General features: G+C 72.2%; 35 protein-coding genes and 1 pseudogene. 20 read left to right on the top strand and 16 right to left on the bottom strand.

Going from position 1 to position 23,475, the window contains the following annotated elements:
* The first annotated feature begins 12 nt into the window (after positions 1 to 12).
* From AB0B20_RS15380 to AB0B20_RS15370, 3 genes are all read left to right on the top strand, one after another.
* Positions 13 to 441 carry a hypothetical protein gene (locus AB0B20_RS15380; RefSeq protein WP_357390614.1) on the top strand — a complete coding sequence of 143 codons (429 nt, stop codon included), beginning with the start codon at positions 13 to 15 and terminating at the stop codon, positions 439 to 441.
* A 62-nt stretch (positions 442 to 503) separates the two neighbouring features.
* A complete protein-coding gene (locus AB0B20_RS15375) occupies positions 504 to 1,016 on the top strand; it encodes a hypothetical protein (RefSeq protein WP_140946045.1) in 513 nt (170 codons plus the stop codon).
* Positions 1,017 to 1,023: 7 nt separating this feature from the next.
* Complete coding sequence (locus AB0B20_RS15370; protein WP_357390612.1) at positions 1,024 to 1,947, top strand: AEC family transporter; 924 nt, start codon at positions 1,024 to 1,026, stop codon at positions 1,945 to 1,947.
* A 6-nt stretch (positions 1,948 to 1,953) separates the two neighbouring features.
* Here the strand turns inward: AB0B20_RS15370 and AB0B20_RS15365 are convergent, their stop codons facing one another.
* Both AB0B20_RS15365 and AB0B20_RS15360 read right to left on the bottom strand, forming a co-directional pair.
* Positions 1,954 to 2,607 carry a Type 1 glutamine amidotransferase-like domain-containing protein gene (locus AB0B20_RS15365; RefSeq protein ID WP_357390610.1) on the bottom strand — a complete coding sequence of 218 codons (654 nt, stop codon included), beginning with the start codon at positions 2,605 to 2,607 and terminating at the stop codon, positions 1,954 to 1,956.
* A gap of 93 nt (positions 2,608 to 2,700) precedes the next feature.
* The gene (locus AB0B20_RS15360; protein WP_357390608.1) at positions 2,701 to 3,063 is read right to left on the bottom strand and encodes a nuclear transport factor 2 family protein; all 363 of its coding nucleotides are present in this window, start codon (positions 3,061 to 3,063) and stop codon (positions 2,701 to 2,703) included.
* 94 nt (positions 3,064 to 3,157) lie between these two features.
* On the opposite strand from AB0B20_RS15360, the gene AB0B20_RS15355 reads away from it, so the two are divergent.
* Both AB0B20_RS15355 and AB0B20_RS15350 read left to right on the top strand, forming a co-directional pair.
* The gene (locus AB0B20_RS15355) at positions 3,158 to 3,589 is read left to right on the top strand and encodes a hypothetical protein (protein ID WP_357390606.1); all 432 of its coding nucleotides are present in this window, start codon (positions 3,158 to 3,160) and stop codon (positions 3,587 to 3,589) included.
* Positions 3,590 to 3,791: 202 nt separating this feature from the next.
* Positions 3,792 to 3,980: pseudogene (locus AB0B20_RS15350) on the top strand (dihydrofolate reductase family protein); the annotation flags it as partial.
* A gap of 9 nt (positions 3,981 to 3,989) precedes the next feature.
* Here the strand turns inward: AB0B20_RS15350 and AB0B20_RS15345 are convergent.
* Positions 3,990 to 4,481, bottom strand: a complete 492-nt coding sequence (locus AB0B20_RS15345; RefSeq protein WP_357390604.1) for a DinB family protein — start codon at positions 4,479 to 4,481, stop codon at positions 3,990 to 3,992.
* A gap of 234 nt (positions 4,482 to 4,715) precedes the next feature.
* Between AB0B20_RS15345 and AB0B20_RS15340 the strand changes: the two genes are divergently transcribed.
* The 3 genes from AB0B20_RS15340 (at position 4,716) to AB0B20_RS15330 (ending at position 6,608) form a co-directional block, all read left to right on the top strand.
* Entirely contained in the window at positions 4,716 to 5,069 is a 354-nt protein-coding gene (locus AB0B20_RS15340; protein WP_357390636.1) for a hypothetical protein, read from the top strand.
* Between the two features lie 283 nt (positions 5,070 to 5,352).
* Positions 5,353 to 6,105: a GNAT family N-acetyltransferase gene (locus AB0B20_RS15335; RefSeq protein ID WP_357390634.1), complete on the top strand. Its 753-nt coding sequence runs from the start codon at positions 5,353 to 5,355 to the stop codon at positions 6,103 to 6,105.
* Positions 6,106 to 6,218: 113 nt separating this feature from the next.
* Complete coding sequence (locus AB0B20_RS15330) at positions 6,219 to 6,608, top strand: hypothetical protein (RefSeq protein ID WP_357471085.1); 390 nt, start codon at positions 6,219 to 6,221, stop codon at positions 6,606 to 6,608.
* 87 nt (positions 6,609 to 6,695) lie between these two features.
* Here AB0B20_RS15330 and AB0B20_RS15325 read toward each other — a convergent pair whose 3' ends face one another.
* A complete protein-coding gene (locus AB0B20_RS15325; RefSeq protein ID WP_357471082.1) occupies positions 6,696 to 7,634 on the bottom strand; it encodes an oxidoreductase in 939 nt (312 codons plus the stop codon).
* An 80-nt stretch (positions 7,635 to 7,714) separates the two neighbouring features.
* Here AB0B20_RS15325 and AB0B20_RS15320 point away from each other — a divergent pair, with 80 nt between their 5' ends.
* The 5 genes from AB0B20_RS15320 (at position 7,715) to AB0B20_RS15300 (ending at position 10,918) form a co-directional block, all read left to right on the top strand.
* Entirely contained in the window at positions 7,715 to 8,359 is a 645-nt protein-coding gene (locus tag AB0B20_RS15320) for a TetR family transcriptional regulator (RefSeq protein WP_357471079.1), read from the top strand.
* A 10-nt stretch (positions 8,360 to 8,369) separates the two neighbouring features.
* Positions 8,370 to 9,230: a PhzF family phenazine biosynthesis isomerase gene (locus AB0B20_RS15315; RefSeq protein WP_357471076.1), complete on the top strand. Its 861-nt coding sequence runs from the start codon at positions 8,370 to 8,372 to the stop codon at positions 9,228 to 9,230.
* Positions 9,227 to 9,925, top strand: a complete 699-nt coding sequence (locus AB0B20_RS15310; RefSeq protein ID WP_357471073.1) for a methyltransferase domain-containing protein — start codon at positions 9,227 to 9,229, stop codon at positions 9,923 to 9,925. Before AB0B20_RS15315 ends, AB0B20_RS15310 begins: the two co-directional genes overlap by 4 nt.
* A 98-nt stretch (positions 9,926 to 10,023) precedes the next feature.
* The gene (locus AB0B20_RS15305) at positions 10,024 to 10,392 is read left to right on the top strand and encodes a YciI family protein (protein WP_357471070.1); all 369 of its coding nucleotides are present in this window, start codon (positions 10,024 to 10,026) and stop codon (positions 10,390 to 10,392) included.
* An 82-nt stretch (positions 10,393 to 10,474) separates the two neighbouring features.
* The gene (locus AB0B20_RS15300; RefSeq protein WP_357471067.1) at positions 10,475 to 10,918 is read left to right on the top strand and encodes a hypothetical protein; all 444 of its coding nucleotides are present in this window, start codon (positions 10,475 to 10,477) and stop codon (positions 10,916 to 10,918) included.
* Positions 10,919 to 10,951: 33 nt separating this feature from the next.
* Here AB0B20_RS15300 and AB0B20_RS15295 read toward each other — a convergent pair whose 3' ends face one another.
* On the bottom strand, positions 10,952 to 11,356 hold the full coding sequence (locus tag AB0B20_RS15295) for a nuclear transport factor 2 family protein (protein ID WP_357471063.1): 405 nt from the start codon (positions 11,354 to 11,356) through the stop codon (positions 10,952 to 10,954).
* A gap of 65 nt (positions 11,357 to 11,421) precedes the next feature.
* On the opposite strand from AB0B20_RS15295, the gene AB0B20_RS15290 reads away from it, so the two are divergent.
* The 3 genes from AB0B20_RS15290 (at position 11,422) to AB0B20_RS15280 (ending at position 13,349) form a co-directional block, all read left to right on the top strand.
* Entirely contained in the window at positions 11,422 to 11,958 is a 537-nt protein-coding gene (locus AB0B20_RS15290; RefSeq protein ID WP_357471060.1) for a helix-turn-helix domain-containing protein, read from the top strand.
* A 194-nt stretch (positions 11,959 to 12,152) separates the two neighbouring features.
* Positions 12,153 to 12,941: an alpha/beta hydrolase gene (locus tag AB0B20_RS15285; protein WP_357471057.1), complete on the top strand. Its 789-nt coding sequence runs from the start codon at positions 12,153 to 12,155 to the stop codon at positions 12,939 to 12,941.
* Between the two features lie 9 nt (positions 12,942 to 12,950).
* The gene (locus AB0B20_RS15280; RefSeq protein WP_357471054.1) at positions 12,951 to 13,349 is read left to right on the top strand and encodes a VOC family protein; all 399 of its coding nucleotides are present in this window, start codon (positions 12,951 to 12,953) and stop codon (positions 13,347 to 13,349) included.
* Here the strand turns inward: AB0B20_RS15280 and AB0B20_RS15275 are convergent.
* The 3 genes from AB0B20_RS15275 to AB0B20_RS15265 are packed head-to-tail and all read right to left on the bottom strand — an operon-like array spanning position 13,331 to position 14,335.
* Complete coding sequence (locus tag AB0B20_RS15275) at positions 13,331 to 13,750, bottom strand: hypothetical protein (protein ID WP_357471050.1); 420 nt, start codon at positions 13,748 to 13,750, stop codon at positions 13,331 to 13,333. The two genes, AB0B20_RS15280 and AB0B20_RS15275, sit on opposite strands and share 19 nt — an antisense overlap.
* Positions 13,747 to 14,127 carry a VOC family protein gene (locus tag AB0B20_RS15270; protein ID WP_357471047.1) on the bottom strand — a complete coding sequence of 127 codons (381 nt, stop codon included), beginning with the start codon at positions 14,125 to 14,127 and terminating at the stop codon, positions 13,747 to 13,749. The genes AB0B20_RS15275 and AB0B20_RS15270 overlap by 4 nt, the downstream gene beginning before the upstream one ends.
* Before the next feature lie 13 nt (positions 14,128 to 14,140).
* Positions 14,141 to 14,335, bottom strand: a complete 195-nt coding sequence (locus tag AB0B20_RS15265; protein WP_357471044.1) for a helix-hairpin-helix domain-containing protein — start codon at positions 14,333 to 14,335, stop codon at positions 14,141 to 14,143.
* Positions 14,336 to 14,497: 162 nt separating this feature from the next.
* Between AB0B20_RS15265 and AB0B20_RS15260 the strand changes: the two genes are divergently transcribed.
* A complete protein-coding gene (locus AB0B20_RS15260; RefSeq protein WP_357471041.1) occupies positions 14,498 to 15,901 on the top strand; it encodes an alpha/beta hydrolase in 1,404 nt (467 codons plus the stop codon).
* A gap of 9 nt (positions 15,902 to 15,910) precedes the next feature.
* Here AB0B20_RS15260 and AB0B20_RS15255 read toward each other — a convergent pair whose 3' ends face one another.
* From AB0B20_RS15255 to AB0B20_RS15235, 5 genes are read right to left on the bottom strand one after another with little or no spacing between them, the layout of a single operon-like run.
* A complete protein-coding gene (locus AB0B20_RS15255; RefSeq protein ID WP_357471038.1) occupies positions 15,911 to 16,972 on the bottom strand; it encodes a hypothetical protein in 1,062 nt (353 codons plus the stop codon).
* Between the two features lie 35 nt (positions 16,973 to 17,007).
* The gene (locus AB0B20_RS15250; RefSeq protein ID WP_357471234.1) at positions 17,008 to 17,328 is read right to left on the bottom strand and encodes a PadR family transcriptional regulator; all 321 of its coding nucleotides are present in this window, start codon (positions 17,326 to 17,328) and stop codon (positions 17,008 to 17,010) included.
* A 41-nt stretch (positions 17,329 to 17,369) separates the two neighbouring features.
* Positions 17,370 to 17,858 carry a YcxB family protein gene (locus AB0B20_RS15245; protein ID WP_357471035.1) on the bottom strand — a complete coding sequence of 163 codons (489 nt, stop codon included), beginning with the start codon at positions 17,856 to 17,858 and terminating at the stop codon, positions 17,370 to 17,372.
* A 53-nt stretch (positions 17,859 to 17,911) separates the two neighbouring features.
* Positions 17,912 to 18,655: a class I SAM-dependent methyltransferase gene (locus AB0B20_RS15240; protein WP_357471032.1), complete on the bottom strand. Its 744-nt coding sequence runs from the start codon at positions 18,653 to 18,655 to the stop codon at positions 17,912 to 17,914.
* 53 nt (positions 18,656 to 18,708) lie between these two features.
* A complete protein-coding gene (locus AB0B20_RS15235) occupies positions 18,709 to 19,407 on the bottom strand; it encodes a hypothetical protein (protein WP_357471029.1) in 699 nt (232 codons plus the stop codon).
* A gap of 358 nt (positions 19,408 to 19,765) precedes the next feature.
* Between AB0B20_RS15235 and AB0B20_RS15230 the strand changes: the two genes are divergently transcribed.
* Complete coding sequence (locus AB0B20_RS15230; protein ID WP_357383943.1) at positions 19,766 to 20,290, top strand: hypothetical protein; 525 nt, start codon at positions 19,766 to 19,768, stop codon at positions 20,288 to 20,290.
* A gap of 129 nt (positions 20,291 to 20,419) precedes the next feature.
* On the opposite strand, the gene AB0B20_RS15225 is transcribed toward AB0B20_RS15230, so the two are convergent.
* Both AB0B20_RS15225 and AB0B20_RS15220 read right to left on the bottom strand, forming a co-directional pair.
* Positions 20,420 to 21,025: a YdeI/OmpD-associated family protein gene (locus AB0B20_RS15225; protein ID WP_357471026.1), complete on the bottom strand. Its 606-nt coding sequence runs from the start codon at positions 21,023 to 21,025 to the stop codon at positions 20,420 to 20,422.
* Positions 21,026 to 21,035: 10 nt separating this feature from the next.
* Positions 21,036 to 21,374, bottom strand: a complete 339-nt coding sequence (locus AB0B20_RS15220) for a helix-turn-helix domain-containing protein (protein ID WP_357471023.1) — start codon at positions 21,372 to 21,374, stop codon at positions 21,036 to 21,038.
* Positions 21,375 to 21,485: 111 nt separating this feature from the next.
* Between AB0B20_RS15220 and AB0B20_RS15215 the strand changes: the two genes are divergently transcribed.
* Complete coding sequence (locus AB0B20_RS15215) at positions 21,486 to 22,151, top strand: NAD(P)H-binding protein (RefSeq protein ID WP_357471020.1); 666 nt, start codon at positions 21,486 to 21,488, stop codon at positions 22,149 to 22,151.
* On the opposite strand, the gene AB0B20_RS15210 is transcribed toward AB0B20_RS15215, so the two are convergent.
* Positions 22,148 to 22,804: an HAD family hydrolase gene (locus tag AB0B20_RS15210; RefSeq protein WP_357383953.1), complete on the bottom strand. Its 657-nt coding sequence runs from the start codon at positions 22,802 to 22,804 to the stop codon at positions 22,148 to 22,150. The genes AB0B20_RS15215 and AB0B20_RS15210 overlap by 4 nt on opposite strands.
* Positions 22,805 to 22,866: 62 nt before the next feature.
* Between AB0B20_RS15210 and AB0B20_RS15205 the strand changes: the two genes are divergently transcribed.
* Positions 22,867 to 23,448, top strand: a complete 582-nt coding sequence (locus AB0B20_RS15205; RefSeq protein ID WP_357471017.1) for a hypothetical protein — start codon at positions 22,867 to 22,869, stop codon at positions 23,446 to 23,448.
* Positions 23,449 to 23,475: the final 27 nt, after the last annotated feature.

Here is a 23,475-nt window from a genome sequence, read left to right as displayed (position 1 = left end):
GACCCTTCCCGGGTGACGTCTGAGAAGCACGACCGACGATCAGTCCCACTCGCGATCGACCTGGAGACGCTGCGGCCGGTGCTGCGCGCCGGCTGGGGAGCGGACACCTGCGACCCGCACGACGTGCAGGATTGGCACGCCGGCAACCCAGCCCGTGGTCAATGCGGGGTGACCGCACTGATCATTCAGGACCTGCTCGGCGGAGAGCTGATCCTCGGCGAGGTCCACGCCGGGGACGCCAGGGTCGGCTACCACTACTGGAATCGACTGGCCGACGGCCGCGAGGTGGACCTGACTGCTGACCAGTTCCAGCCGTCGGAAGTCGTTGTCGGCGGTCAGGCTCAGCAGCGCCCGCCGGGACCACCCGTCCGGTGCCGCCGACAGTACGAGATCCTGCGGGACCGCGTCCTCGTCGCCCTCTACGGCGGCAATCCGGGTTGACGGTCGCGACGGCGGGTTGCCTGAACTCGTCCGGCTGGCGCCATCTTCATAGACTCCCGCCTGTGCGAGTTCGTCTGGTGATCGCCGGGGTGATTGTCGTGCTGGCCGTGGTCGCGGCGACGGTGGCCGGGGTGCGCTGGTCGACGGCCGGTGAACCGGTCTCCGTCGCGGCGCCGTCCGGGGCGTCCACCGTGCTGCCGGAAGGCGCGTACGAGGACGTCGTCGACAACCGGGCGCTCGAGGTCTCCGTCGACCTGAGCAACGACCGCGGCCGGCCGATGGTCGACACGTACGCCATGCCGTCCACGACCGCCTGGGAGCAGGTCCGGTCCGCCGTCGCCGGGCAGCTCGACGGATGGGAACAGGTCGGGGACTGCGCCGACACGGGGGAGCGGCGGGTGCAGTGCTCCTGGTCGGAGCCGACCCGCTGGTGGCCCCGCACGGTGCGGATCGTCTTCCTCCGGCCCGCCCCGCCCGGTGGCGACCAGTCCTACGAGTGGCCCGACAACACCTTCCTGGTGGTCGGCTCCGCACCCGGCGCCTCTCCTACGCCACGGACGTCCGCCCTTCGGTGACGCCCGGATGAGCTTGGTGGCGGCGTTCGTACCGATCTGGATCCTCACCGCGATCGGCTACGCGGCCTGTCGCTGGGGCCTGCTGGGCGAGGCGGCTGCCTCCGTGCTCGGCCGGTTCGTGTTCCACCTCGCGATGCCGTCCGCCCTGTTCCTGGCCCTGTCCCGGATGCCGCTGTCCGGGCTCGCCGGCCGCTCGCTGCTCGCCTTCGGGGTGAGCACCGCCGCGGTGATCGGGGCCGGGTGGGCCGGCGCGAGCCGGCTGTTCGGTCACGAGCCCGGCGAACGGCCGATCTGGGGCATGGCCGCCGGGTACGTGAACTCGGCGAACCTCGGCATCCCGATCGCGACGCAGGTTCTCGGCAGCGTGTCTTTCCTGGCCGAGGTGGTGCTGCTCCAGGTGCTGGTGGTGACGCCGGTGATCCTGGTCGCGCTGGACCGGCACCGCGACCCCGCCGGGCGGGTGCGGGTGCGCCGGATCGCCTCCCTGCCCGTACGCAATCCGGTGATCCTGGCGTCGCTGCTCGGTGTCGCATGCTCGGCTGCGGGCGTGCGCCTGCCGTCGGCGGCCGCCGCGCCGCTGACCCTGCTGGCGGGCGCCACGGCCCCGGCGGCGCTGGTCGCGCTCGGCGCGTCGCTGCACCGCACCGCGTCGTCACTGGCCGAACCGGCCGAGCCCGCCGCGCTCGCCGTGATCACCGCGCTGAAGCTGGTCGTACAACCGGTCATCGCGTACGCGACCGGGCTGGCCCTGCACCTGCCCGCGCCGCAGTTGCTCGCCGTGGTGGTGTGCGCGGGCCTGCCGACGGCGCAGAACACGTTCATCTTCGCCCAGGAGTACGGCACCGGCGAGACGGTGGCCAACCGGGCGGTGGTGGTGACCACGACGCTGTCACTGGCCACAGTGGCCGCGGCGGCCATGCTGCTCGGGTAGCTGCCGCTACGCGGGGAAGTGCCTCCAGTTTCCCTCGGAGACCACCTCGACGGTGCCGTCGGCCACCGTGATGGCCGTCTGGTCGTCGATCGCGTACGCCGGACCGGCGATCTCGGCCGCCCATCTCTCGGCGGCGGCCATGGTGTTATACGGTTCGAGGCCCAGGTGCGGGAAGATCGAGAAGTCGACGAGCCCCAGGGCGCGGTCGTCGGGTGCGGACTGCCACTCGACGAATTCCGTGCCGACCCGTGGGGTGAGCACCATGCTGCCGGCACTCAATCCCACCCAGACGGTGTCCCGCAGCGACGGCAGGAGGGCCGCCAGGCCGGACTGCCGCATCCAGTGGCACAGGTACGTCGCGTCGCCGCCATGCACGAGGATGGCGTCTGCCTCCCGGACCCAGGGGACCCATCGCTCCTCGCCGATGCTGGGCAGCGCCGTCAGTTCGAGGACGCCCAGCGACTTCCAGCCGAGACCGGTCATGGGCAGTGGCGTCTGGCCGGTGATGAAACGCCAGGCCGAGGCCGGACCGCCCATCGGGTAGGCCGCCGTGGGGATGCAGAGTGCGTTGGACTCGGCTATCGGCTTGCCCAGCAGGCCGACCAGCGCATCGTGGATGCTCGGGTTCTGGACACCCGCGGATGTGAGTAATAGCTTCACGCCTGCCTCCTGTGCGTGGCGGTCATGCGGACGCCGTATCGAAACTCGTCGCCGATCCGAGCGGGTGCCGGTGCGAACGACGAGGACGTGGCGTCACTCGCGGATGTCCATCGCGGAAACCAGCCCGTTGTCGAGGCGGTAGACGTGCGTGACGGTGTGATCCGCGAGCTTCGCTCCGGCCTTGTCGTGGACGACTTGATGAACGGTGACGGCGATGCGACCGTCGGCCTCTGTGCGGAACGCGGTCGGCGTGACGACGGGTTCGAGCTGGTCCCACTGCCGTCGCCAGTAGGCGCCCACCTGGCCCCGGCCGCGAAGGACGCCTCCTTCCCAGCCGTTCGGCCACGAGACGTCAGGCGACATCGCGGCCAGCAGCGCAGGGATGTCACGCTCGTTGAACGCCGCGTACAGGTTCGTGAGCAGGGCCTCGGGAGAAAGGCGCCTCGGCGGATCCATCGAATCAGTATGGCCCTGGGGATGACACCTCATGGTGACCTCTTCGCGAGGAACTCCTTGACTCTCGACCCGGTCGAGGGATGACCCTTCCCGAGTGACGTCTGACGAGCGCGACCACCGATCAGTCCCTCTCGCGATCGACCTGGAGATGCTGCGTCCGGCGCTGCGCGCCGGCTGGGGAGCGGACACCTGCGACCCGCACGATGTGCGGGATTGGCACGCCGGCAACGCAGCCCGTGGTCAGTGCGGGGTGACCGCGTTGATCGTTCAGGACCTGCTCGGCGGAGAGCTGATCCTCGGTGAGGTCTTCGCCGGAGACGCCAAGGTCGGCCACCACTACTGGAATCGACTGGCCGACGGCCGTGAGGTGGACCTGACTGCTGACCAGTTCCAGCCACCGGAGATCGTCGTCGGCGGTCAGGTGCAGCACCGCCCTCCCGGCCCACCCGGGCGTTGCCGCCGGCAGTACGAGATCCTGCGGCACCGCGTCCTCGTGGCCCTCTACGGCGACGGATCGGTGAACTGATCCTGGTGGGCTGGTGTCGGTTCCGCGCCGGCTTTCGTGAACCCGCCCCGGCGAGGCGTCGGCGAGGACGGTGGGCCGTCCGCGAGGCTGTGGGCGTGGAGTACGTGTCCAGAGTGCCGCGACCGCCACTGGACGGGCTGATCGACGACCTCTACTAGCTGGCGGGTTCGCCGCCGTACCCCCGGCTGACGCTGCCGCCGATGCCGGTGACGTCGGAGGCCAGGTGCTCGCCGCGGGCCTGGTCGACGAGGTACGCATGGACGTCGTACCAGTGGTCCTCGGGTCCGGCAGGCGCTTCTTCGGGCCGGTGGACGCGCAGCACCTGCTGGCGGACCCGGACGTGGTGATCCCGGGCGACCGGGTGCTCCACTTGCGCTATCGGGTGCGCCGCTCCGCCCGGTCAGCGCGGTCCGAGCCCGGTGCGCCCATCGATCAGTTCGCGTACGACGTCCAGGTGGCCGGCGTGCCGGGCGGTCTCCTCGATGACGTGCAGAATGATCCGGCGTAGGTCGGTGGTCTGCGACGCTATCGTCTCGTCCGGATGCCGGCCGGCGGGTGCCGCCGTCAGCGGGGCCCCGGCGATGATCGCGTCCGAGATGTCGCACTGGTCGCGGTAGAAGGCGAAGACGTGGGGCGGCGGTCGAGTGGTGCGCAGTGGTGTGTTCTCGTCCGGCCAGGGCAAGGGCTCCGCCGCACCACGGAAGACCTCCTGGAACCAGTGGCGTTCCGCGTGCCCGAGATGCTCCACCAGCCCGAGCGGCGACCATCCGGAGGGCAGGACGGATGTCCGCAACGCGATCTCGTCCAGATCCGCCAGGATGGCCCGGACACTCGCGCGCTGATAGTCCAGGAACTCACACAGCGCGGCCTTCTCCACATCGACTACCAACACGCCGGCAAGCTAGCTGCCACCCCCGACACTTTCGCCGCCACACGGTCGGCGACCGGGTTAGCTGGCGAACCAGACGACGAGTCGTACGTTGTCCTCGCCGTGCCGTTCGGCCAGTTCACGCATGCCGTCCAGTACCGCGCGCAGCGCCGGGTCGTGACGCAGCACATCGCCGTGGGACAGGGCACGGTGGCTAGGCTGTGCCGGTGTGGAAGGCGGGGTCCCGGGGTGACCGTCGTGGTTGACGCGGACGACGTCCGCCGGGTGGCGCTGTCGCTGCCCCATGTGGTCGAGATCGACAGCGACGGCTTCGACTTCCGGGTCGCCGGCAAGGGATTCGTCTGGTCCTATCCCGAGCGGACGCCCGGGAAACCGCGCCGCATCCGCACCGACATCGCGGTGCTGTACGTGGGCGACGAGGCGGAGAAGCAGGCGTTGCTCCTGGGCGAGCCCGACCTCTTCTTCACCACGCCCGCGTACGACGGGTCACCCCTGGTCATGCTGCGCCTGGCGTACGTCGGCGTCGAGCGCCTGACGGAACTGGTCACCGACGCGTGGCGGATGCGTGCCCCCGACTCGCTTCACCGGTGACCTCGACGAGGGCACCGGAGCGTGAGCCGGCCGTCTCTGCCCTCGTCGTCGGTGTCGACGATTGACAGGTTCGCACCGGGCGAGGAATTGTTGTCGCCGAGCCCGCGATTCGCGTGGGCACTCCGCATGAGGGAATGACGCCTGTGATCCGGGTAGGCCGAGCGGCCGCCTGAGTGTCGACCACGCGACGGATGACCGTCGCGCGCCTGCGACACGGCGGGGCGGCCCGACGATTCCTCCGCCCATCGCAGCTTCTGTCATGCATCGAGGTCTCACGGTGAACATGGATGCCCGCATCCAGCAGTCAGTCGTCGTCAACCTGTCCCGCCGGCCCGCGCCGGTCGAGGTGGGGCCCTTCGTGCTCGGGCTCGACCCGACCACTACCAGCCCGTACGTCAACTACGCGACGCCGCGTCCCGGCGCCGCCGTCACCGCTGCCGACGTCACCGCCCTGGTCGCGGCGTTCGGCGCCGCGGACCGCAAACCCCGTCTGGAGTACGTCACCAGTTGCGTCCCCGATCTGGAGGCGCTGCTGACCGCCGCCGGCTTCGTCGTGGAAGCCCGGCACACCTACCTGCTCTGCGTGCCGGAGACGCTGGCGTCCCCACCCGTGCCGGACCACTTCCACCTGTGCGTACCGGGTGCCGATTCTCAGCGCGCGGCGCTGATCGGCGCGCAGAACGAGGCGTTCGGCGACGAATCGGTCCCCTCCGAGGCTGACGTGGCTCGGCTGCGGCGTCAGCAGGACGCCGGAGGCGTGGCCGTCATGGCCGTGGGCGACGACGGCACCTGCGCGGGCGGCGGCGGTGCTGCCGCGCCGGTCGGCGCGGTCAGCGAGGTGGCCGGCATCGCCGTACGCCGTCCGTACCGCCGCCGGGGACTGGCGTCCGCGATCACCGCCGAGGTGACCCGGCGACTGTTCGGCGCCGATACCGAGGTCGCCTGGCTGGAGGCCGGCGGCGAGGACTCATGGCGCGTCTACGAGCACGTCGGCTACCGGCCCGCCGGTCAGCGGCTCTACCTCACCATGACCTGAGGACGGAGCAGCCGGGTGCCGCGGCATCCGCGAGACGCCACCGAGGACTTCGGGGCCGACCGGATAGCCGTTAATGCCGCGCTGATCGCTGAGGCTCCGGGTACACCTGGCCGGTGATCCTCATTCAGCGGGTCCGCGTCCGGTGGACCGCCGCCGCCCGCGGTGCGCCGGCCGCGAACGCCCGCAGCGGCCTCGCCCGGCCGAGGCCGCTGCCCGGGCCGTTTCCGGAGGCCGAGGTGGTCGTCCACGACGTGCTCGCCGACCAGGCGGTCGGCTACCAGGACCGGGAAGGGGTGCGCGCCGGCGGCGTCGCGCTGGCCCGCGAGGCCGGGCTGTGGCTCGGGTACGGCCGGGCGTCGGTCGTCGTGGACCGGCTGCCCGGGTCGGCGGCGTATCCGCGTCCGTCCGCGTCGGCACGGGTACGGCGAGCCGGACCGCGACGTCGACCACCGGGTCCGGTTGTACGGGGGCGCGCGCGTGGGGGAGCCTTCCTGACCGTGTGAGCGTGACCTGAGCGGCTGATGCGACGCGGTTACGCTCCGGCGGCGGTGTCCGAGCCGTACGCGGGCGTGGTACATGGTCCACTCCGGTCAGCCGGAGGGGTGCGGGGAGCCGAACCGTACGCCGGTGGCCTGTTCGGACAGCTCCCACAGGCGGCGGCCGTGCTCGGGGTCGGTGGCGGCGGGGGAGAGCCTGCCCGGCGCGGGGTGGCCGCGCAGCTCGGCTGTCCCGCCGGGCGCGATGAGCCGGCCCGACCTCGCCGTGGGGTCGGTGGCGGCGAACAGTTGCGGCCAGGCGCCGCTGTCGGCCGGCTGGGCGAGCAGCGGGTTGCCGATCCGGCCCAGCAGGATCCGCCAGATCCCGGTGGTGGCGCTCGTCTGCAGGTTCGTGGCGGCGTAGCCGGGGTGGGCGAGGACGCTGCGCAGCGGGCTTGCCGCCGCGCGGAGCCGGCGGTGCAGCTCGACGCCGAAGATCGCGTTGGCCAGCTTCGACGTGTTGTAGCAGCCCATCGGGGAGTACCGCCGCCCACCGGGCGGGTCGGGGAAGGGCGGCCTCGCCCGCCGGTGGTTGACCGAGGTGACGGTGACCACGCGGGGATCGCGGCCGGCCAGCAACAGCTCCAGCAGGAGGCCGGTGAGCGCGAAGTGTCCGAGGTGGTTGGTGGCGAACTGCAGCTCGTGCCCCTGCGGGCTGAGGTTGTGCGGCGTAGCCATCACCCCGGCGTTGTTGATCAGTACGTCCACCCGGCGGTGGTCGGCGTGCATCCGGGCGGCGAACTCGCGTACCGAATCGAGGTCGGCCAGGTCGAGCCGCCGTACCTCCAGATCCACGCCGGGCCGGGCGGCGGCGATGCCGGCGGCGGCCCGGCGGCCCTTCTCCTCGTCGCGGACGGCCAGCACCACGCGCGCGTCGCGGGCGGCGAGCGCCCGGGTGGTGACCAGGCCGAGGCCGCTGGTCGCGCCGGTGACGACGAAGGTACGGCCGCTGAGGTCGGGGATCCGTTCCGGTGTCCAGCCGTCAGCACTCATGAGTCTCACTGTGCGCTTAGTGGCACTCAGTGTCAATGGAAGCGTCAGGTGCCATGCAGGGCATGGCATAGCATCGACTGATGGCATCTCGTGCGGGCAGCAGCATGGCCGAACGCAAACGCCGGCTCGTCGCCGACGAGCTGCGCGACGCCGCCCTGATGCTCCTCGCCACGCGCGGCTTCGACGCGGTGACCGTCGACGACATCGTGGCGGCCGCAGGCATGTCGCGGCGCACGTTCTTCCGTTACTACGCGTCCAAGGAGGACGTGGTCGTCCGGTTCCTGGCCGACATGGGAACGGACGTCGTCGCCGAACTCGCCGCGCGACCGGGCAACGAGCCGCCGTCGGTCGCGCTGCGCCACGCCGTCTGGGTGCCGCTCGCCTCCTGCACCGGCCATCCCGACCACGCCGAGCGGGCCCGGGTCGTGGTCCGGCTGATCCTGGACGCCCCGGCCCTGCACGCCCGCTGGCTGGAGCGTCAGATCCGGTGGCGTGCCGGTCTGGCCGCCGAACTGGCCGCGCGCCACGGCCTCGACCCGGACACCGACCCCTACCCGCGGCTGGCCGCCGGGATGGCCCTGCTGGCGTTCGACACGGTGCTCCAGCAGTGGCGGACGGGCGACGACGAGCAGCGCCTGGCCGAGCTGACCGACCGCGCGTTCGCGATGGTGGCCCCGGCCCTCGACGCCGGTCACGGGGCACACGAGCCGGACCGCCGCCGCTAGGGTCATGATCATGGACATCCTCCGATACGCGGCGTTCACCGCCGACCCCGCCGGTGGCAACCCGGCCGGCGTCGTGCTGGACGCCACCGGCGCGGGCGACGCGCAGATGCGGCGGGTGGCGGCGCAGGTCGGCTACTCCGAGACGGCGTTCCTCGTGCCCGCGCGCGACAGACGGTTCACGGTGCGCTACTTCAGCCCGAAGGCGGAGGTGCCGTTCTGCGGACACGCGACGATCGCGTCGGCGGTCGCGTACGCCGAGCGGCACGGCCCCGGTGTGCTGCACCTGGACACCCGCGCCGGGCTGGTCGAGGTCGCCACGAGCGTACGGCCCGACGGCACCACCACCGCCACGCTGACGAGCGTCGCGCCGCGCACCGTACCGCTGGGCGCGGAGGATCTGGCGGCGCTGCTCGCCGCGTTGCGCTGGTCACCGGACGATCTCGACGCGACGCTGCCGCCGCGTGTCGCGTACGCCGGGGCCTGGCATCCGATCGTGGCCGCCGCGACCCGGCAGCGCCTGGCGGACCTAGACTACGACATGGCCGCGCTGGGCGCGCTGATGGCCGAGCGGGACTGGACGACGATCGACCTGGTGCACCGGGAGTCCCCGCTGCTGTTCCACGCGCGCAATCCGTTCCCGCCCGGCGGCGTGGTCGAGGACGCCGCGACCGGTGCGGCGGCCGCCGCGTTCGGTGGTTACCTGCGCGAGATGGGCCTCGTGGAGCCGCCCGCGACGGTCACCGTGCGGCAGGGCGAGGACATGGGCCGCCCGAGCCTGCTCACGGTCGGCATCCCCGTCGCGCCCGGCGCCGGGATCGCGGTGACCGGCACCGCCGTGCCCATCCCGCCTGCCGAAGGGGCGGCTCGGTGAGGCCGGACCACTACGATGGCTTCGCCGAGCGGTACGCCGCGGAGAACGAGTCCAGCCTGTTCAACGCCTACTACGAGCGGCCCGCGATGCTGGAACTCGCCGGGGACGTGCGGGGCCGGCGGATCCTCGACGCGGGCTGTGGCGCCGGCCCGCTGTCCGAGGCGCTCGCCGCGCGTGGGGCCGTCGTGACCGGCTTCGACGCCAGCCCGACGATGGTCGAGCTGGCCCGCGAGCGGCTCGGCGGGGACGCGACGCTGCTGGTGGCCGACCTGGGCGCGCCGCTGCCGTTCGCCGACGGCGCGTTCGACGACGTGATCGTGTCGCTGGTGCTGCACTACTTCGAGGACTGGACCGCGCCGCTGGCCGAACTGCGCCGGGTGCTGCGTCCCGGCGGCAGGCTCCTGGTGTCGGTGAACCATCCGGTCGGCTACGAGGTGGCGTTCCCGGACGCCGACTACTTCGCCGTCGCGAGATGGTCCGAGGAGTACGACTTCGACGGGCAGCGGGCCACGCTCACCTACTGGCACCGGCCGCTGCAAGCGATGACGAAGGGGTTCACCGACGCGGGTTTTCGCCTCTCGGTGATCAGCGAACCGCCGTTCTCGCCCGACACCCCGCGTGAGCTGCTGCCCCCGGAACTCGCCGGCCGTACGGCGTTCCTCTGCTTCATCTTCTTCGTCCTCGAAGCGCAGTGAATCCGGGAGGCGCATAACGTCGGATCCGGGGCCGCTCGTTCGTGGTACGGGTGAGAGGCGGCCGCACCGGGCCGCCCGGACGACAAGGGAGTCATGGCATGCCGCGGTACCTGATCTCGTTCAACGACGGCGCGATGGACCACATCCCCGCCGAGGAGATCCCCCAGGTGGGCAAGGACGCGCACGCGGTCATCCAGGAGGCCGTGAACGCGGGCGTGTTCGTGTACGGCACCGGGCTCGAACGCCAGCGGGCGAGCATCGTGGACACGGACGGGGTGGTCACCGACGGGCCGTTCCCGGAGACCAAGGAGGTCATCGGCGGGTTCGTGGTCCTCGACGTGGCCTCACACGACGAGGCGCTGAAGTGGGCCGCCAAGATCGCTGGCGCGTGCCGCTGCGCCCAGGAGGTCCGGGAAATCATGCCCGACCCCGAGACGGAGGCGATGCTCCGCGTGGCGGGCCGCTGACCGGTCCGATGTCGACGCGATGACCCGGTGGGCGTGGCACCCGGCCCGGGGTCACGCCCACCATGATCGCTAGCCTCAGGCGGTGAAACGTGAACTCGCCGCACTCTCCCTGCTGTTCGTCGTCTCCGCATGCGCACCGGCGGAGCCCGCGCCGTCGTCGTCCGCCGCGCCGTCGTCGTCCGCTCCGCAGGCCGGCTCGACAGCGCCCGCGGACAAGGTCGCGGCCGGGGCGTGCAACATGGTGGCCCGGGTGATCGAGCAGCAGGACGTCCGCTTCACCTCGAACTCGCCGATCGCCATGCGTGCCCGCAAGGCGGCCGATCCGGGCGTCCGGGACGCCGGTGAGCGGCTGGCGGTGGCGGCGAAGGAATCCGGGGACATGTTCGTCCGCAACGACCCGAACGAGGACACCGGCCCGGTCGACGCCCGTATGGCCGAGGCGCAGCGCGGGCTCCTGTCCGCGTGCACGGTGCTGTTCGGGCCGCAGCCGTGGCCGTTCGCCCCGTCGCCGACACCGACCACCTGAGCCGGGTGGGGCGCGGCGGGCGGTGATGGCGGCTCACGCCGGGCTGGCGGCCCGGGCGATGGCGAGTGTGTGCTGATATTCGCGCCAGTGGGCCAGCTTGCCGTCCCGGGTCCGCAACACCCCGATGAACGGCGCGGAGGCGGTCACCCCGGTCGCCGTGTGCGTGCCGACGAGTTCGTACTCGACCACGATCACCTCGGGATCGGCGGTCTCGTGTACTACCACGCCGCGGCAGTCGTCGAACCGCACCGGGAACGACGCCCGGCCCGCTCGCGTGTACTCGAGAACGGGTTGCTTCCCCTCGGTGCGCGTCGGGTGGCCGGGCGCGGCGAAGGGCGTCTCGATCACCACGTCGTCAGCCAGCGAATCCGCCTCGAAGGTGGGCAGGTCGGCCAGCCACCTGGCGCGCATGCTCTCGAAGATCTGCTGCGGTGTCATGCCAGCCTCCGCGATAATGAGTCGTGACTCGACTTTTGTCACAGGATAATGAGTGGAGACTCACTTTGGTAGAGGGTCCGCCCCTGCGCGCCGACGCGCAACGCAACCGGGCACGCATCCTGGACGCCGCCGAGGCGGTCTTCGCCGAGTTCGGCGCCCGCGCCTCCACCGAGGAGGTGGCCCGCCGGGCCGGCGTCGCCATCGGCACGGTCTTCCGTCATTTCCCCACCAAGCAGGACCTGCTCGCCGCGCTCATGAAGCGACTGCTCGCGCAGCTCACCGAGGAGGCGGGACGACACGACCTCTTCGGGTTCTTCAGACACACTGTGGCACAGGCCGCCGCGAAGAAGACGGCAGTCGAACTGCTCGCCGGATCCGGGCTGGACATCCGGCTTCCGGACGCGGTAGGTCACCTGGAGGAGGCGGTGGGCAGGCTGCTGGAACAGGCCCGGGCCGACGGAACCGTCGCCGGCTCGGTACGGCTACCCGAGGTGATGGCGCTGCTCACCGGCCTGTGCCAGGGCGCCCTGAACGGCGGATGGGACGAGCACCTGCAGGCCCGCACGCTCGCGGTCGTCTTCGCCGGCTTCGAGCGCGGCTGACGGTCCGGCGTGGATCACGCCGCGATAAACCGGTTGGCGGCCCCGGCGAGCGCTGTTAGCGTTCCGCTGGCCGTGCCGGAGGACGAGGGAGGTGGTACCCGTGACCGCAGTAACGACATGGGTGCTCCCCTCGGGGGTCACGGCCGGGCGATAGGTCGTCCGGGAGCGCCGTCGCACTCCCGAAAGGCACGACCATGCGATTCACCTCCGAACAGCGCCTCGCCGACGGCGTCCGCGAGCGCACGTTCACCCTCGGCGAGATCCCCGGCCTCCTGTGGACGCCCGCATCCGCGTCCGAGCCGGCCCCGCTGATCCTGCTCGGTCACCCCGGCGGCCTGCGCCGGATGTATCCCCGCCTGGTGGCCCGAGCGGAGGGCTGCGTCGCGCAGGGCTTCGCCGCGGCCACCATCGAGCTGCCCGGAAGCGGCGACCGCCCCGCGTCCGCCGCCGCCGAGCAGGCCCGCGCCGACCTGCGCCGAGCCCTGGCGGCCGGTGAGCCGGTCGCCGACGAGATCGTCGACCGGCTCGTCCTGCCGCTGGTCGAGAAGGCGGTCCCGGAGTGCCGGGCCGCGCTGGACGCGCTCCTCGCGCTGCCCGAGGTCGGCGGCCCGGTCGGGTACGCCGGCGGGGTGATCTCGATTGGCGTACGGCTGGCGGTGGTCGAGCCGCGCATCGTGGCCGCGCTCCTGTTCGCCGGGAGCTTCGTGCCGCGCGCCATCATCGACGAGGCGCGGCGGGTCAACATTCCGCTGCACGTCCTGTTGCAGTGGGACGACGAGGGCAACGACCGGCAGATGGCACTGGACCTGTTCGACGCCTTCGGCTCGGTGGAGAAGACGCTGCACGCCAACATGGGCGGGCACGCCGGCGTCCCGTGGTTCGAGGGGGAGGCCGCGAACCGGTTCTTCGCCCGGCACCTGAAGGCGGGCCGGCCGGTGACAGCCTCGGCGGATCCGGGGGAGCGGACGCCGTCCGGCCCATAGGGTGATCGCATGGCGCCCGTGACTGGACTGGACCACGTCGTCATCGCCGTGTCCGACTGGCGGACCGCCACCGACTTCTATCGTGACGTCGTCGGCGCCGAGGTGATCGGCGTCGGCGGCGACCGCGTCGCGTTCCGGGTCGGTACGAACCAGTTGAGCGTGCACGGGCCGGGTCTCGACCTCGGCGGCAACGTCGCCCGCGTCCCGGTCCGCCCGGGCAACAGCGACATCTGCTTCGTCTGGGCGGGGCCGATCGAGGAGGCGGTGGCGCATCTGCGGCGGCACGACGTCGAGGTGGAGACCGGACCGGTCCGGCGGGTCGGCGCCGGCGGCGCCGGCACCAGCGTCTACTTCCGCGACCCGGACGGAAGCCTGCTGGAGTTCATCTCCTACCAGGAGACGCCGTGACGATGGCCGGTCGACAGCGGTGACACCACCAGCTCGACGTGGCGGGCCTCGGTCGCGTCGTCTACGGCGAACTGCAGCAGCCAGCGGCCCGGCGCCAACTCGATCTCGTCGTTGTCGTCGGCGTCGCCGACGTAGAGCCGCCCGGACGGGACGTCCAGGGTCACCTCGTACGGGTGCCCCGTGACGCGCTGCGACGTCACCCGGATGTCGAGGGTGACATCTGCCTCTCCCTCGTCCGCCACGGCGGCGGAGGCGACCACGACCGCGACGTGGTGCGTCGTGGCGAACACCGGCGCGTCCCCGGCGTGGAAGTCGATGTCGAAGTCGGCCTCGCAGAGGGCGTCGCTGAGGTAGACGGCACCCCAGTGGTAGGGGCGGACCCGGCGTACAGGTGGATTCACGCGGACCTGCTCACCGGCGGCGCCCAGGTCGGGCGCGGGATCAGGCAGAACGGGTGACCGGCCGGGTCGGCGTACACGTGGTCGCCCGGCAGCCGCCGCGCGCCCAGCGCGAGCACCGCCGCGCCGGCCGCGTCCTGGTCGTCGACCATCACGTCCAGGTGCATCTGCTGCGGCACCGCCGGATCCGGCCACGTCGGCGCAACCAGGTCGGGGGCGCGCTGGAACGCCAGGCCGGACGCCGCCGTACCGGCCGAGACGACGGCGAAGTCGTCGTCGGCGTACGTGACCGGGTCGCCGAGGACGGCGCTCCAGAAACGTGCCTCGGCCATCGGATCCGGGCAGTCGACGATCAGGTGGTGGAGTCTGCCGAGCGGCATCGCGATCGCCTCGTCAGCTCAGCCGCAGGTCGTGTTCGGCGAGGGCGGCCTCGATGACGCCCAGCGCCTTCGGCCCCATGCCGTGCAGGCGGGCCAGCTCCGCGCGCGGCACCCCGGCGAGCTGGCGCAACGTGGTGTAGCCGGCCGCGTGCAGCGCCCGCGTGGCCGGTGCGCCGATCTTCGGCAGGCGATCCAGGGGCGACGTCATCGCCCGATGCTAGACCGCCACGGTACGGCTCGCCTGCCCGTCTCCTGGCCGTCAGGGACGAAATGGGGGAAAGACCCGACGGGCAAATCGGGGCGTTTCCGTATGGGACTCGGGCGGGACGCCGCTGAAGAATCGACAAGCATCCACACACTGGGAGGCGCCGTGTTCCGACGTACCGTGGCGATCGCTCTGGCCGCACTCACCGTCCTGACGGGACTGCCCGGCGCGGCGCGCGCCGATGGTCCGAGGCAGCGGCTCGTCTGGGGCGAGTGTGCGGACGACCTGCCGGACGTCCCGCCGGATGAGCACGTGCGGTGCGCCCGGCTCCGCGTGCCGGTGGACTGGGCGCGGCCGAACGGCCCGACGTTCGAACTCGCCGTGGCACGCCGGCTGGCGCGAACGCCGGAGCGGGTGGGCACACTGGTGTTCGGGCCGGGCGGCCCCGGCGACTCGGGGGTGGAACGCATCCGTAAGGGCGACCGGTTCAGCGACGAGTTGCTGGACCGGTTCGACCTGGTCAGCTTCGACCCGCGTACGGCCGCCCGCACCGCCGCGCCCGTCTGCACGCCCGATCCGGTGCTGCGCAAGCCGCCCGTCCCGCTGACCGGCCAGGCCGACTTCGACGCCGCGGTGGCCTACAACCGGGCGCTGTGGGCCAGGTGCCGCCCGACCAGCCCGGTGTTCGACCACGCCGACACACTCAGCACGGTCCGTGACCTCGACGCGTTGCGGCGGGCGCTGGGGGAGCGGCGGCTGTCCTTCCACGGCAGCTCGTACGGCACGCTGCTGGGACAGCAGTACGCCGAGCGTTACCCCGGCCACGTGCGGGCGGTCGTGCTGGAGGGCGTGTTCGACCACAGCCTCGGCGTGCGGTCCTTCGTGCGGACACAGGCCGCCACGTTGCAGGACTCGTTCGACGAGTTCGTGTCCTGGTGCGACAGGTCGGCGGACTGTGTGCTCCACGACCGGGACGTCCGGTCGGTGTGGGCGCGGGTGCTGGCCCGCGCGGACCGTGGCGAGTACGCCCCCCGTACTCCCTTCGACGTCACCGCCGTGGCACTCGGCCTGCTCGCCGGCCCACGCTGGCCGCAACTCGCCGCGACCGTGCGGGACATGGACGCCGGAACGCCGTCACCGGCTGTGAACCTCCCGCTCTCGGTCGCGGCGTTCTGCGCGGACTGGCCGGCGCGGGTGCGCGACTTCACCGGATACGCCGGCCTGGTCCGGGACGCCGCGGCCGCCGCACCGGACGTCCGGTACGGTGCCGGTCTGCTGGCCGTGCAGACCTGCCTGGGCTGGCCGTCCCCGGTCCGCAACCCGCCGCACGCGCTGAATGTGCACACCCGCACGCCGCTGCTGCTGCTCAACGCCCGGCACGATCCCCGCACCGGCTACGCCTGGGCGGTGAACGTCGCCCGGCAGTTGGGCCGGCACGGGCGCCTGGTCACCTACGAGGGCTGGGGCCACGGCATCTACCAGCGCACCGCCTGCACGGAGGCGGTGGTGGACAGATACCTGATCGACCTGACGGTGCCCGCGCCCGGCACGCGATGCCCCGAGGGCTGACCCGTGCCGCTAGACCGCCGGGTCCGACACCTCGGCGAGCCGACGGCCGGCCGGACGCCGGTGCGGCAGCGCCGCCAGGCCCAGCACGAGCAGCAGCAGGACCGCGCCGACCAGGAACGGCAGCGACAAGGTGGGCTGGCCGAGCCACTCCCACGGCACGTGCCAGCGCGGATGCGGCTCGTCCAGGTGGTGGGTGAGCATCAGCGGCACGCCCAGCAGGATCGGCGCGGTCCAGAACAGCATCGCGACGCCGTACAGGACCTTCGCCGGCCCCTGCACCAGCGGGCGCTGTCCCTCGATGCGCCGGCTGACCCAGCCGAACAGCACCCAGCCGCCGACGGTGCCCAGCACGAAGCCGAGTAGCCCGGCGGGGTAGGCGGTGCCGGGGGTGGCGCGACTGAGGGTGATGTTCGTCGAGCCGTCGGCGGTGAGTTCCACGGCGAGGATGTGGTCGCCGCGTTCGGCGTACACGGTGATGTCGGAGGGGATGGACGCCCTGTCGCACTGCGGACTGCCGGAGACGCAGTCGTAAGCGTTGGCGTAGAAGGGCTCGTGGCGCTCCCACCCGGTGGCGTCCAGGCGTTGCCGCAGGTCGCGGAGGCCGCCGGCCGGCGTCTGGTCGAACGACGCGGTCAGCTCGGCCAGCGCGTACTCGCCGCCGTCGCCGAGCAGCAGCTCGGACATGAGGTCCTCGTTCAGCGGGTGGCTGTAGATGAGGAACACGGCGGGCGGGTCGTCCTGGTCGAGGTGGCTGACCTGCCGATCCGGGTAGAGCTGCCCGACCACGGCGGCGAGGTCCCGGTGGTCGAGCGGGCGGGAGCCGAGCCACGCGAGCCAGGTGCCGAACGACCCGGCGAACAAACCGCAGACCACCGCGAAGACCGACGCCCAGGCCACCACGGTGCGGCTCGCCGGCCGTCCCAGCCGGGCGCGCAGACCATGACGTACGAGATTCGCCGCCACCCGGGTGCGCCGGTGGGCCGCGCCGACGTCCCGTACCGTCTCCAGGATCTCGGCCCCGCGCGCCCGGCGGTAGTCACGGGGGTAGGCAAGCAACAGCCAGCGGTGCATGGGTTTCTCCCTACGGGGCCGCGACGGCGGGGGTGTCAGGCGGTGCGGGGCCGCAGGGCGCGCAGCCGGGACTCGGCGGCGGACGCGAGCTGCCGCAGCCGTTCGGTCTGGCGGGCCAGCTCGGCCTGGCCGTCGGCGCGCAGCCGGTAGTAGCGGCGCAGCCTGCCGTCGACGACCTCTTCGTGGCTGAGTTCGACGAGACCCTGCGCGACCAGGCGGTCCAGCGCGGCGTAGAGCGTGCCCGGCAGCAGCCTGACGCGACCGCCGGACAGGCCGGAGACCTCCTGGATGATCCCGTAGCCGTGGCGCGGCTCGTCGGCCAGCGCGGTCAGGATCAGGAAGGTCGCCTCGCGCATCTCGCTCACCGAGGCAACATATACAGTCAATCAATACATCGTCAACGGTCGCCGAGAAGTTGCCGCCCGTCCATGAAGGCACGCAGCGTCTCGGCCTGCTCGGCGGACATCAGCCACCGGGGGATCACAGTGGCCGGCATCCGGCCCACGTACACGATCCAGAAGTCAGGCGTCTCGGTGACCCGCGTGACGCCGTCCCAGGCGATGCCGCCGGACTCCGAACCGCTGCGCATCATGATGTTGGTCTCGTCGATGTCGTAGCCGCCCTCGACCGCGTAGCCGCCGGAACGGCGCCGGGCCCGCCACCGGACCCACGGCGCGTACAGCATGGACAGCACCCCGGCCACGATCAGCGCGGTCCACAGCGACGCGAACCGCGCCGACGCCTGCGAGGCGATCCAGCCGATCACCCCGATCGCGGCGAGGGCCGCGCCGATGTAGCCGAACCGGCGCAGGCGGGCGGCGGCGAGCGCGGCGGCCACCCGGGCCGGATAGGCGGGGTCGGCCGGTACGGCGAAACGGATCTGCACGCCCGAACGATAGTGCCCCGCCCGCCTGTCCCGAGCCGGACCCGCGCGGCCGGTCAGGTCCGGCGCAGCACCAGCGTCACGAAGCCGAGCACGCCCCGGTATCCGCGCAGCCACTGGTCGCGGTGCTCCCGGGCTGCGGCGAGCGCCCCGGCGGCGTCCGGATGACCCGGGTTGTCAAGCGCCCACTCGGTCAGCGAACCGGTCCACGACCACTCGTAGTCGTCCCACTCGGCGGCGTCGCTGACGTGCGCGTACACCGGGGTCCAGCCGGCCCGTTCGGCGGCCGTGACCAGACCGGCGAGGTCGGTGTGGTCGCCGGGCTTCGCCTCCAGCGCGGACAGCGCCTCCGGCGTCGGCGGCACCTGCCAGAATCCCTCGCCCACCATCAGGATGCCGTCGGCGTTCACGTGCCGGCCCGCCAGCTCCAGCGTTCCGGCGAACCCGCCGAACGCGTGCGTCGACCCGACACAGAGCACCAGGTCGTAGTCGCCGTCCGGCACGTACGACCGGGCGTCGCGCTCGTGCAGCGTGAGCCGGTCGGCGAGGCCGCGCACGGCGGCGGCCTCCGCGGCGCGCTCCAGCGCGTACGGGCTGAGGTCCACGCCGTCGGCGTGCCCGTCCGGGTGGTGCGCGAGGGCCTGCAACGCCCAGGCGGCCTCACCACAGCCCAGGTCGAGGATCCGGGCCGCCGGCCGGCGACCGGCCCGGCGCAGCAGCCGGTTGACGTTGACGCCGGAGAGCGGCGCCGCGATCGGGTGGTGCGAGTGCGCGATGCTGCTCAGGCGTTGACGGTCCATCGCCGCAGTCAACACGAGACGGCCCGGCCCGCGCACCCCGGTTGCCGCGGTGGTCAGAGCCGGCAGACGATGGTCGCGTCGTCGGTGGCGACGCCCTCGCGTGCCTCCGCCTGCCGGACCCGGTGAATGACCTCGGCCGGGCCGTCGGTCTCCAGCAGGCGCAGCAGGCCGGGCCAGTCGGTCAGCCCGAACGTGTCAACGAGCCGGCTCGCGCCGTTGCTGAGCAGCGCCGCCACTGTCACGCCGTCCGCCGGACCGCTGCCGGTCACCGCCTCGTCCACGACCGTCGGGTCGTCCTTCGCGACCCAGAACCCGCCAGGGCTGTTGCGGCGGGATCGCAGTTCCATCAGCAGCCGCCGGTACTCGTCGCCGCCCTCGGGCACGTCCTTCAGCCGCTCCTCGAAGGACCGGGCGATCACCACCTCGCGCGGATCGTGCGCGACGACCGGCTCACCCGTGGTGCGGCCCACGACCGCCACCGCGTCGCCGAGGACGAGGTGCTCGACGGTCCCGCCGGAGAACCGGAGCATCGCCACCGCCGCGAACGGGCTGATCGGATGGGCGACGTCGCAGGTGTCGCGGTGCGCGTCGGTGACCCGCTCGATGCCCCCGGCCAGCACGTCGCGCAGGCCGCGCTCCTCGGACAGCGCGCCGAGCAACGCGCCGCCGAGCCGGGTCGCGTACCAGGCGATGCCGTGGTGGCAGACCTCGTCCGCGCCGGCGATGCCGCCCGCGCCATCGATCAGGACCATCCCGCATCCGACGGCGCCGGCGAAATCCTCATTGCTGCGCCCGGGGTGCCCGGCGTCGGTCGCCAACGTCACCATCACCACAGCCGTCTCCGTCCCTCGGGGTCAAGCTGGCGTAGTGAACACGCCGACGCCGCATCCTGGCAAGCCTTCACCGGAACGTTTGGTGCGATAAAGGCGCATGTCTCGACAGAAAAGGTGCTTTTCGTTGCCCTGTCGATCAACAGCGGGGAAAGCGTCGGACTGCACCGCGTGGCAGCTCAAGATTTGCTCAAGTTCGATCGACATCGACGATGGGAATTCCCGCTGTTGCTAATCTCCGACCATCTGCAACCAACGGGGAGTGAAGATGAATCGAAGAATGCGTCTGATCGCGTCGGCCGCAATTTCCACCGCCCTTGCGCTCTTCGGGATGGCCGGGGTCGCCACGGCGGCGCCGGTGTCCGAGAAAACCGCGACCACATTCTCGTCGGTGAGCGCCTCTACGGCTCTCGACTCGGGCGCCCTGCTGGCGGCGTCCGACTACCGGAAAGAAGCCACCTCGTATTTCTCGGTAACCTACGCCGTGGCGGGGGGTGACAGCACGCCGTGCTCCGGCATGGCATTCGTCGGGCAGACGTGGAACGGCTACATCGAGGCGAGCACGACAGTTACCTGCTCCTTCGTGCCTGCATTCTCCACCACCGCCCGGGCGAAAATCACTCTTGGTCGTCTCGGCAGCGTCAAGTCGACGAAGAACTCCACGTGCGACAAGGCGAAGTTCTGCGCGGCGTCCACCAGTTACAACGGGGGCTCGAACGGCAAGACCTGGTGCAACGAGGCCTTCGCGACCGCAGCGAATTTTGTCAACCGCTCCGGATCCACGATCGTCTGCATCAATACCTGAGTGGATGAGTGAAGGGCGGCGGCCACGGATATCCGTGCCGCCGCCCCATTCGCTCAACGGGTCAGGGCCGGAGAGCTGGCGAGCGTCTTGTCGAGACGCACGCTCTTGGCGCTCCTGCCCTGGTCTGTGTCACGAATCGCGCGGCGGCTTCGTCTTCTGCGGGTGGAACGTCTCGTGGCGGGCCAGCATGGCGACGAACTCGCCGATCTTGCGCGTCCGGGTCTCCGCGCGTTTGACCGCGTTGAGCCGGTGGATGAGCGCGAACCGGTTGGCGCTGGTGAGCACGTCGAACATGGCCTGGGCGGCGGGCTCGGCCGCGATGGCGGCGAGCAGGTCGGCCGGCACCTGGGCCTCCGACGGCGGGGCGTAGGCCGCCGCCCACCGGCCGTCCGCCTTCGCGGCCTCCACTGCGGCCCGGCCCGCCGGCGTCATCCGCCCTTCCGCCTCCAGCCGGGCCACGTGCGCGACGTTGCGCTGCGACCAGGAGCTGCGCGCCCGGCGCGGGGTGAACCGGATCCAGGAGCTCTCGTGGTCGCGCTTGCGGGCCTGCCCGTCGATCCAGCCGAAGCAGAGCGCCTCGTCGACCGCCTGCTGCCAGGTCAGCGTGGTGACGGTGCCGCCCTTGCGGGTCAGGGCGAGCCAGACGCCGGGCGAGGTGTCGTGATGGGCGGACAGCCACGCGCGCAGCGCGCCCCCGTCGGCCACGATCAGCTCATCCAGCTCAGCGGTTCCCATGACCAGCAGGCTATGCCGGGGGTACGACATCGACGCCCGCCCGCCGCTCGTGTGACCGGCGGGCCGCCAGCAGCTCGCCCAGGTGCCGTTCGCTCCACGACCGGGCGGCCGCGACGAGCGTCAGCAGGCTGCGGCCCAGCGGCGTCAGCGCGTACTCCACGCGCGGCGGATTCTCGTCGTAGGCGGTACGCGTGACAAGCCCGTCGCGTTCCATCGCCCGCAACGTCTCGGCCAGCACCTTCGGGGTGATCGTGCGCAGCGGCACCCGCAGCTCGGTGAACCGGCGCGGCCCGTGTTCCAGGCACAGCACCACCATCGCGGTCCACTTGTCGCCGATCTGCAACGGCATCATCCGCGACGGACAGGCGGGTGGAACATGTCCGGATCGAGCGGCGTCACCGCCCGAGCGTAACCCCGGTACCGTTGCGGTAACCGGCACCCCGCGGCCTAGCGTCGCGCCATGACCAGCATCGCCGTCTTCGGCGCGGGCGGCCGGGCCGGTCGCGCGATCAGCGCCGAGGCCCACCGCCGAGGCCACCGCGTCACAGCCGTCGTCCGCGACCCCGTCCGCCATCCCGGCCTCACCTCCGCGGTACGCGGCGACGTCACCGACCCGGAGGCCGTCACCTCCATCGGGTACGGGCACGACGCCGCCGTCCACGCGGTCAGCCCGGCGTCCGGGCCGGACGCGCTGGCCGCAGCCGGCCCCGACCCGGGGTTCTTCGTCCGGGCGGCCGACGCGCTGCTGCACGGCCTGGCTCGCGCGGGCGTGCCCCAGCTCGTGGCGATCGGCCTGTTCGCCACGCTCACCGACACGCACGGCCGGCCCCTCCACGACGACCCGGCCGTCCTGCCCGCCGAGCTGCGGCCGTTCGCGCTCAGCCACGCCGCCGGCCTGGACCGGCTCCGCGCGGCGGACACCACTGTCGACTGGCTCGTGCTCACCCCACCGGCCGCGCTGGCCGTGGACGGTCCCCGCACGGGGCGGTACCGCCTCGGCGGCGAGCAGGCTCCGGCACTCGCGCACCTGTCGTACGCGGATCTGGCGGTCGCGGCGGTCGACGAGATCGAGTCGCCGCGCCACCACCGCACGCGGGTGTCGGTCTTCGGGGACGTGCCGGGCTAGCCGCCCGCCGCGTTGTGCCGCGCGACCAGCGCCGGCAACTCGTCCAGCGAGTCGATGCGGAACAGGCACCGGTCGGCCACGTCCGGCATGTCGAGGATGTGGCCCCACGGTCCGCGCCGGATCAGGCACGCCGTCATGCCGGCGGCCATCGCCGGGGCGGCGTCGTTGTCCGGCCGGTCACCGACGTACAGGATCGCGGACGCGTCGCCGCCGCCCTCGCGGACCACCCGGTCGAAGAACTCCGGCGCCGGCTTCGCCACGCCCCAGGCCGCCGACGTGCCGATCACGTCCACCGGCAGGTCCAGCGCCCGCAGTGTCGCCTCGGCGTGCTCCGGCTGGTTGCCGGCCAGGCCGACCCGCAGGCCCTGCTCCCGCAGGGCGGCCAGGCACGCCCGCGCGTCCGGGTAGAGATCCTCCTCGCCGAACGACTCCGGGTCACCGGCCGCGACCCGGCGCGCGAGTTCGGCGGTGAGGTCGAAGTCCGGCCGGAAGGCCCGGAACACCTCCTGGTAGTCCAGGCCACGGGCGATCACCGCGCCGAAGACGGCGGAGAACGTGTGCCTCGGTACGCCGAGCCAGTCCGCCCAGGTCGCGAACTCGCGCGTCTCGTCGAGGATCGTCCCGCCCACGTCGAAGAAGACCGTCCGGATCATTCGCGGATCGTACTGTCGTTGATCAGCCTGTGGGGGGTGGCCGGACGGTGCAGACTGCCCGCATGAACGCCGCCTTCCTCCCCGAACCGCCGCAGAGTCCGGCGGCGAAAGCCGCGTACGAGGACGACCTCGCCGCCGACGGCTACGTCAACAACCTCACCCGCGTCTGGTGCTGGCGACCCGACGTGCTGATGTCCTTCCAGAACACGCGCACCGAGCTGCTGGCCGAGTCCACGCTGTCCTCGCGTGAGGTGGCGGTGCTGGTCGCCGCCACCGCCGCCGCGCGGGGCGACTCGTACTGCGCGCTGGCTTGGGGCGCGCGGCTGGCCGGGATGAGCGACGAGGAGACCGCCGCCGGGGTGCTGCGCGGCGACGAGGCGGACCTGTCGGAGCGGGAGACGGCGCTGGCCGACTGGGCCCGCCGGGTCGTGACGGATCCGAACGCCACCACCGAGGCCGACACGCGACGCCTGCGCGACGCCGGCCTGAGCGACCGGGAGATCTTCGAGGCGACCACGCTGATCGCGTTCCGGCTGGCCTTCTCGACGGTGAACGACGCGCTCGGCGCCCGGCCGGACGCGCAACTGGCGGAGAAGGCGCCACGGCTCGTCCGGGAGGCGGTCACGTTCGGCCGCCCGGTCTGAACGAGCGCGCCCGCGACTCGGCCGGGG

This window comes from Micromonospora sp. NPDC049151, assembly GCF_040648395.1.
In the GTDB taxonomy this organism is placed as follows: domain Bacteria; phylum Actinomycetota; class Actinomycetes; order Mycobacteriales; family Micromonosporaceae; genus Micromonospora.
Note: the sequence above shows the minus strand (reverse complement) of the source record. Positions and strands in the feature narration are given on the sequence as shown.

What these genes read in the sequence shown, in the direction of transcription:
- AB0B20_RS15370 (WP_357390612.1), top strand. Translation starts at nt 1,024, where the DNA reads ATGAGCTTGGTGGCGGCGTTCGTACCGATCTGGATCCTCACCGCGATC.
- AB0B20_RS15360 (WP_357390608.1), bottom strand. Translation starts at nt 3,063, where the DNA reads ATGGATCCGCCGAGGCGCCTTTCTCCCGAGGCCCTGCTCACGAACCTG.
- AB0B20_RS15335 (WP_357390634.1), top strand. Translation starts at nt 5,353, where the DNA reads ATGGATGCCCGCATCCAGCAGTCAGTCGTCGTCAACCTGTCCCGCCGG.
- AB0B20_RS15325 (WP_357471082.1), bottom strand. Translation starts at nt 7,634, where the DNA reads ATGAGTGCTGACGGCTGGACACCGGAACGGATCCCCGACCTCAGCGGC.
- AB0B20_RS15320 (WP_357471079.1), top strand. Translation starts at nt 7,715, where the DNA reads ATGGCATCTCGTGCGGGCAGCAGCATGGCCGAACGCAAACGCCGGCTC.
- AB0B20_RS15315 (WP_357471076.1), top strand. Translation starts at nt 8,370, where the DNA reads ATGGACATCCTCCGATACGCGGCGTTCACCGCCGACCCCGCCGGTGGC.
- AB0B20_RS15305 (WP_357471070.1), top strand. Translation starts at nt 10,024, where the DNA reads ATGCCGCGGTACCTGATCTCGTTCAACGACGGCGCGATGGACCACATC.
- AB0B20_RS15295 (WP_357471063.1), bottom strand. Translation starts at nt 11,356, where the DNA reads ATGACACCGCAGCAGATCTTCGAGAGCATGCGCGCCAGGTGGCTGGCC.
- AB0B20_RS15285 (WP_357471057.1), top strand. Translation starts at nt 12,153, where the DNA reads ATGCGATTCACCTCCGAACAGCGCCTCGCCGACGGCGTCCGCGAGCGC.
- AB0B20_RS15280 (WP_357471054.1), top strand. Translation starts at nt 12,951, where the DNA reads ATGGCGCCCGTGACTGGACTGGACCACGTCGTCATCGCCGTGTCCGAC.
- AB0B20_RS15270 (WP_357471047.1), bottom strand. Translation starts at nt 14,127, where the DNA reads ATGCCGCTCGGCAGACTCCACCACCTGATCGTCGACTGCCCGGATCCG.
- AB0B20_RS15265 (WP_357471044.1), bottom strand. Translation starts at nt 14,335, where the DNA reads ATGACGTCGCCCCTGGATCGCCTGCCGAAGATCGGCGCACCGGCCACG.
- AB0B20_RS15255 (WP_357471038.1), bottom strand. Translation starts at nt 16,972, where the DNA reads ATGCACCGCTGGCTGTTGCTTGCCTACCCCCGTGACTACCGCCGGGCG.
- AB0B20_RS15250 (WP_357471234.1), bottom strand. Translation starts at nt 17,328, where the DNA reads ATGCGCGAGGCGACCTTCCTGATCCTGACCGCGCTGGCCGACGAGCCG.
- AB0B20_RS15240 (WP_357471032.1), bottom strand. Translation starts at nt 18,655, where the DNA reads ATGGACCGTCAACGCCTGAGCAGCATCGCGCACTCGCACCACCCGATC.
- AB0B20_RS15235 (WP_357471029.1), bottom strand. Translation starts at nt 19,407, where the DNA reads ATGGTCCTGATCGATGGCGCGGGCGGCATCGCCGGCGCGGACGAGGTC.
- AB0B20_RS15230 (WP_357383943.1), top strand. Translation starts at nt 19,766, where the DNA reads ATGCGTCTGATCGCGTCGGCCGCAATTTCCACCGCCCTTGCGCTCTTC.
- AB0B20_RS15225 (WP_357471026.1), bottom strand. Translation starts at nt 21,025, where the DNA reads ATGGGAACCGCTGAGCTGGATGAGCTGATCGTGGCCGACGGGGGCGCG.
- AB0B20_RS15220 (WP_357471023.1), bottom strand. Translation starts at nt 21,374, where the DNA reads ATGCCGTTGCAGATCGGCGACAAGTGGACCGCGATGGTGGTGCTGTGC.
- AB0B20_RS15215 (WP_357471020.1), top strand. Translation starts at nt 21,486, where the DNA reads ATGACCAGCATCGCCGTCTTCGGCGCGGGCGGCCGGGCCGGTCGCGCG.
- AB0B20_RS15210 (WP_357383953.1), bottom strand. Translation starts at nt 22,804, where the DNA reads ATGATCCGGACGGTCTTCTTCGACGTGGGCGGGACGATCCTCGACGAG.
- AB0B20_RS15205 (WP_357471017.1), top strand. Translation starts at nt 22,867, where the DNA reads ATGAACGCCGCCTTCCTCCCCGAACCGCCGCAGAGTCCGGCGGCGAAA.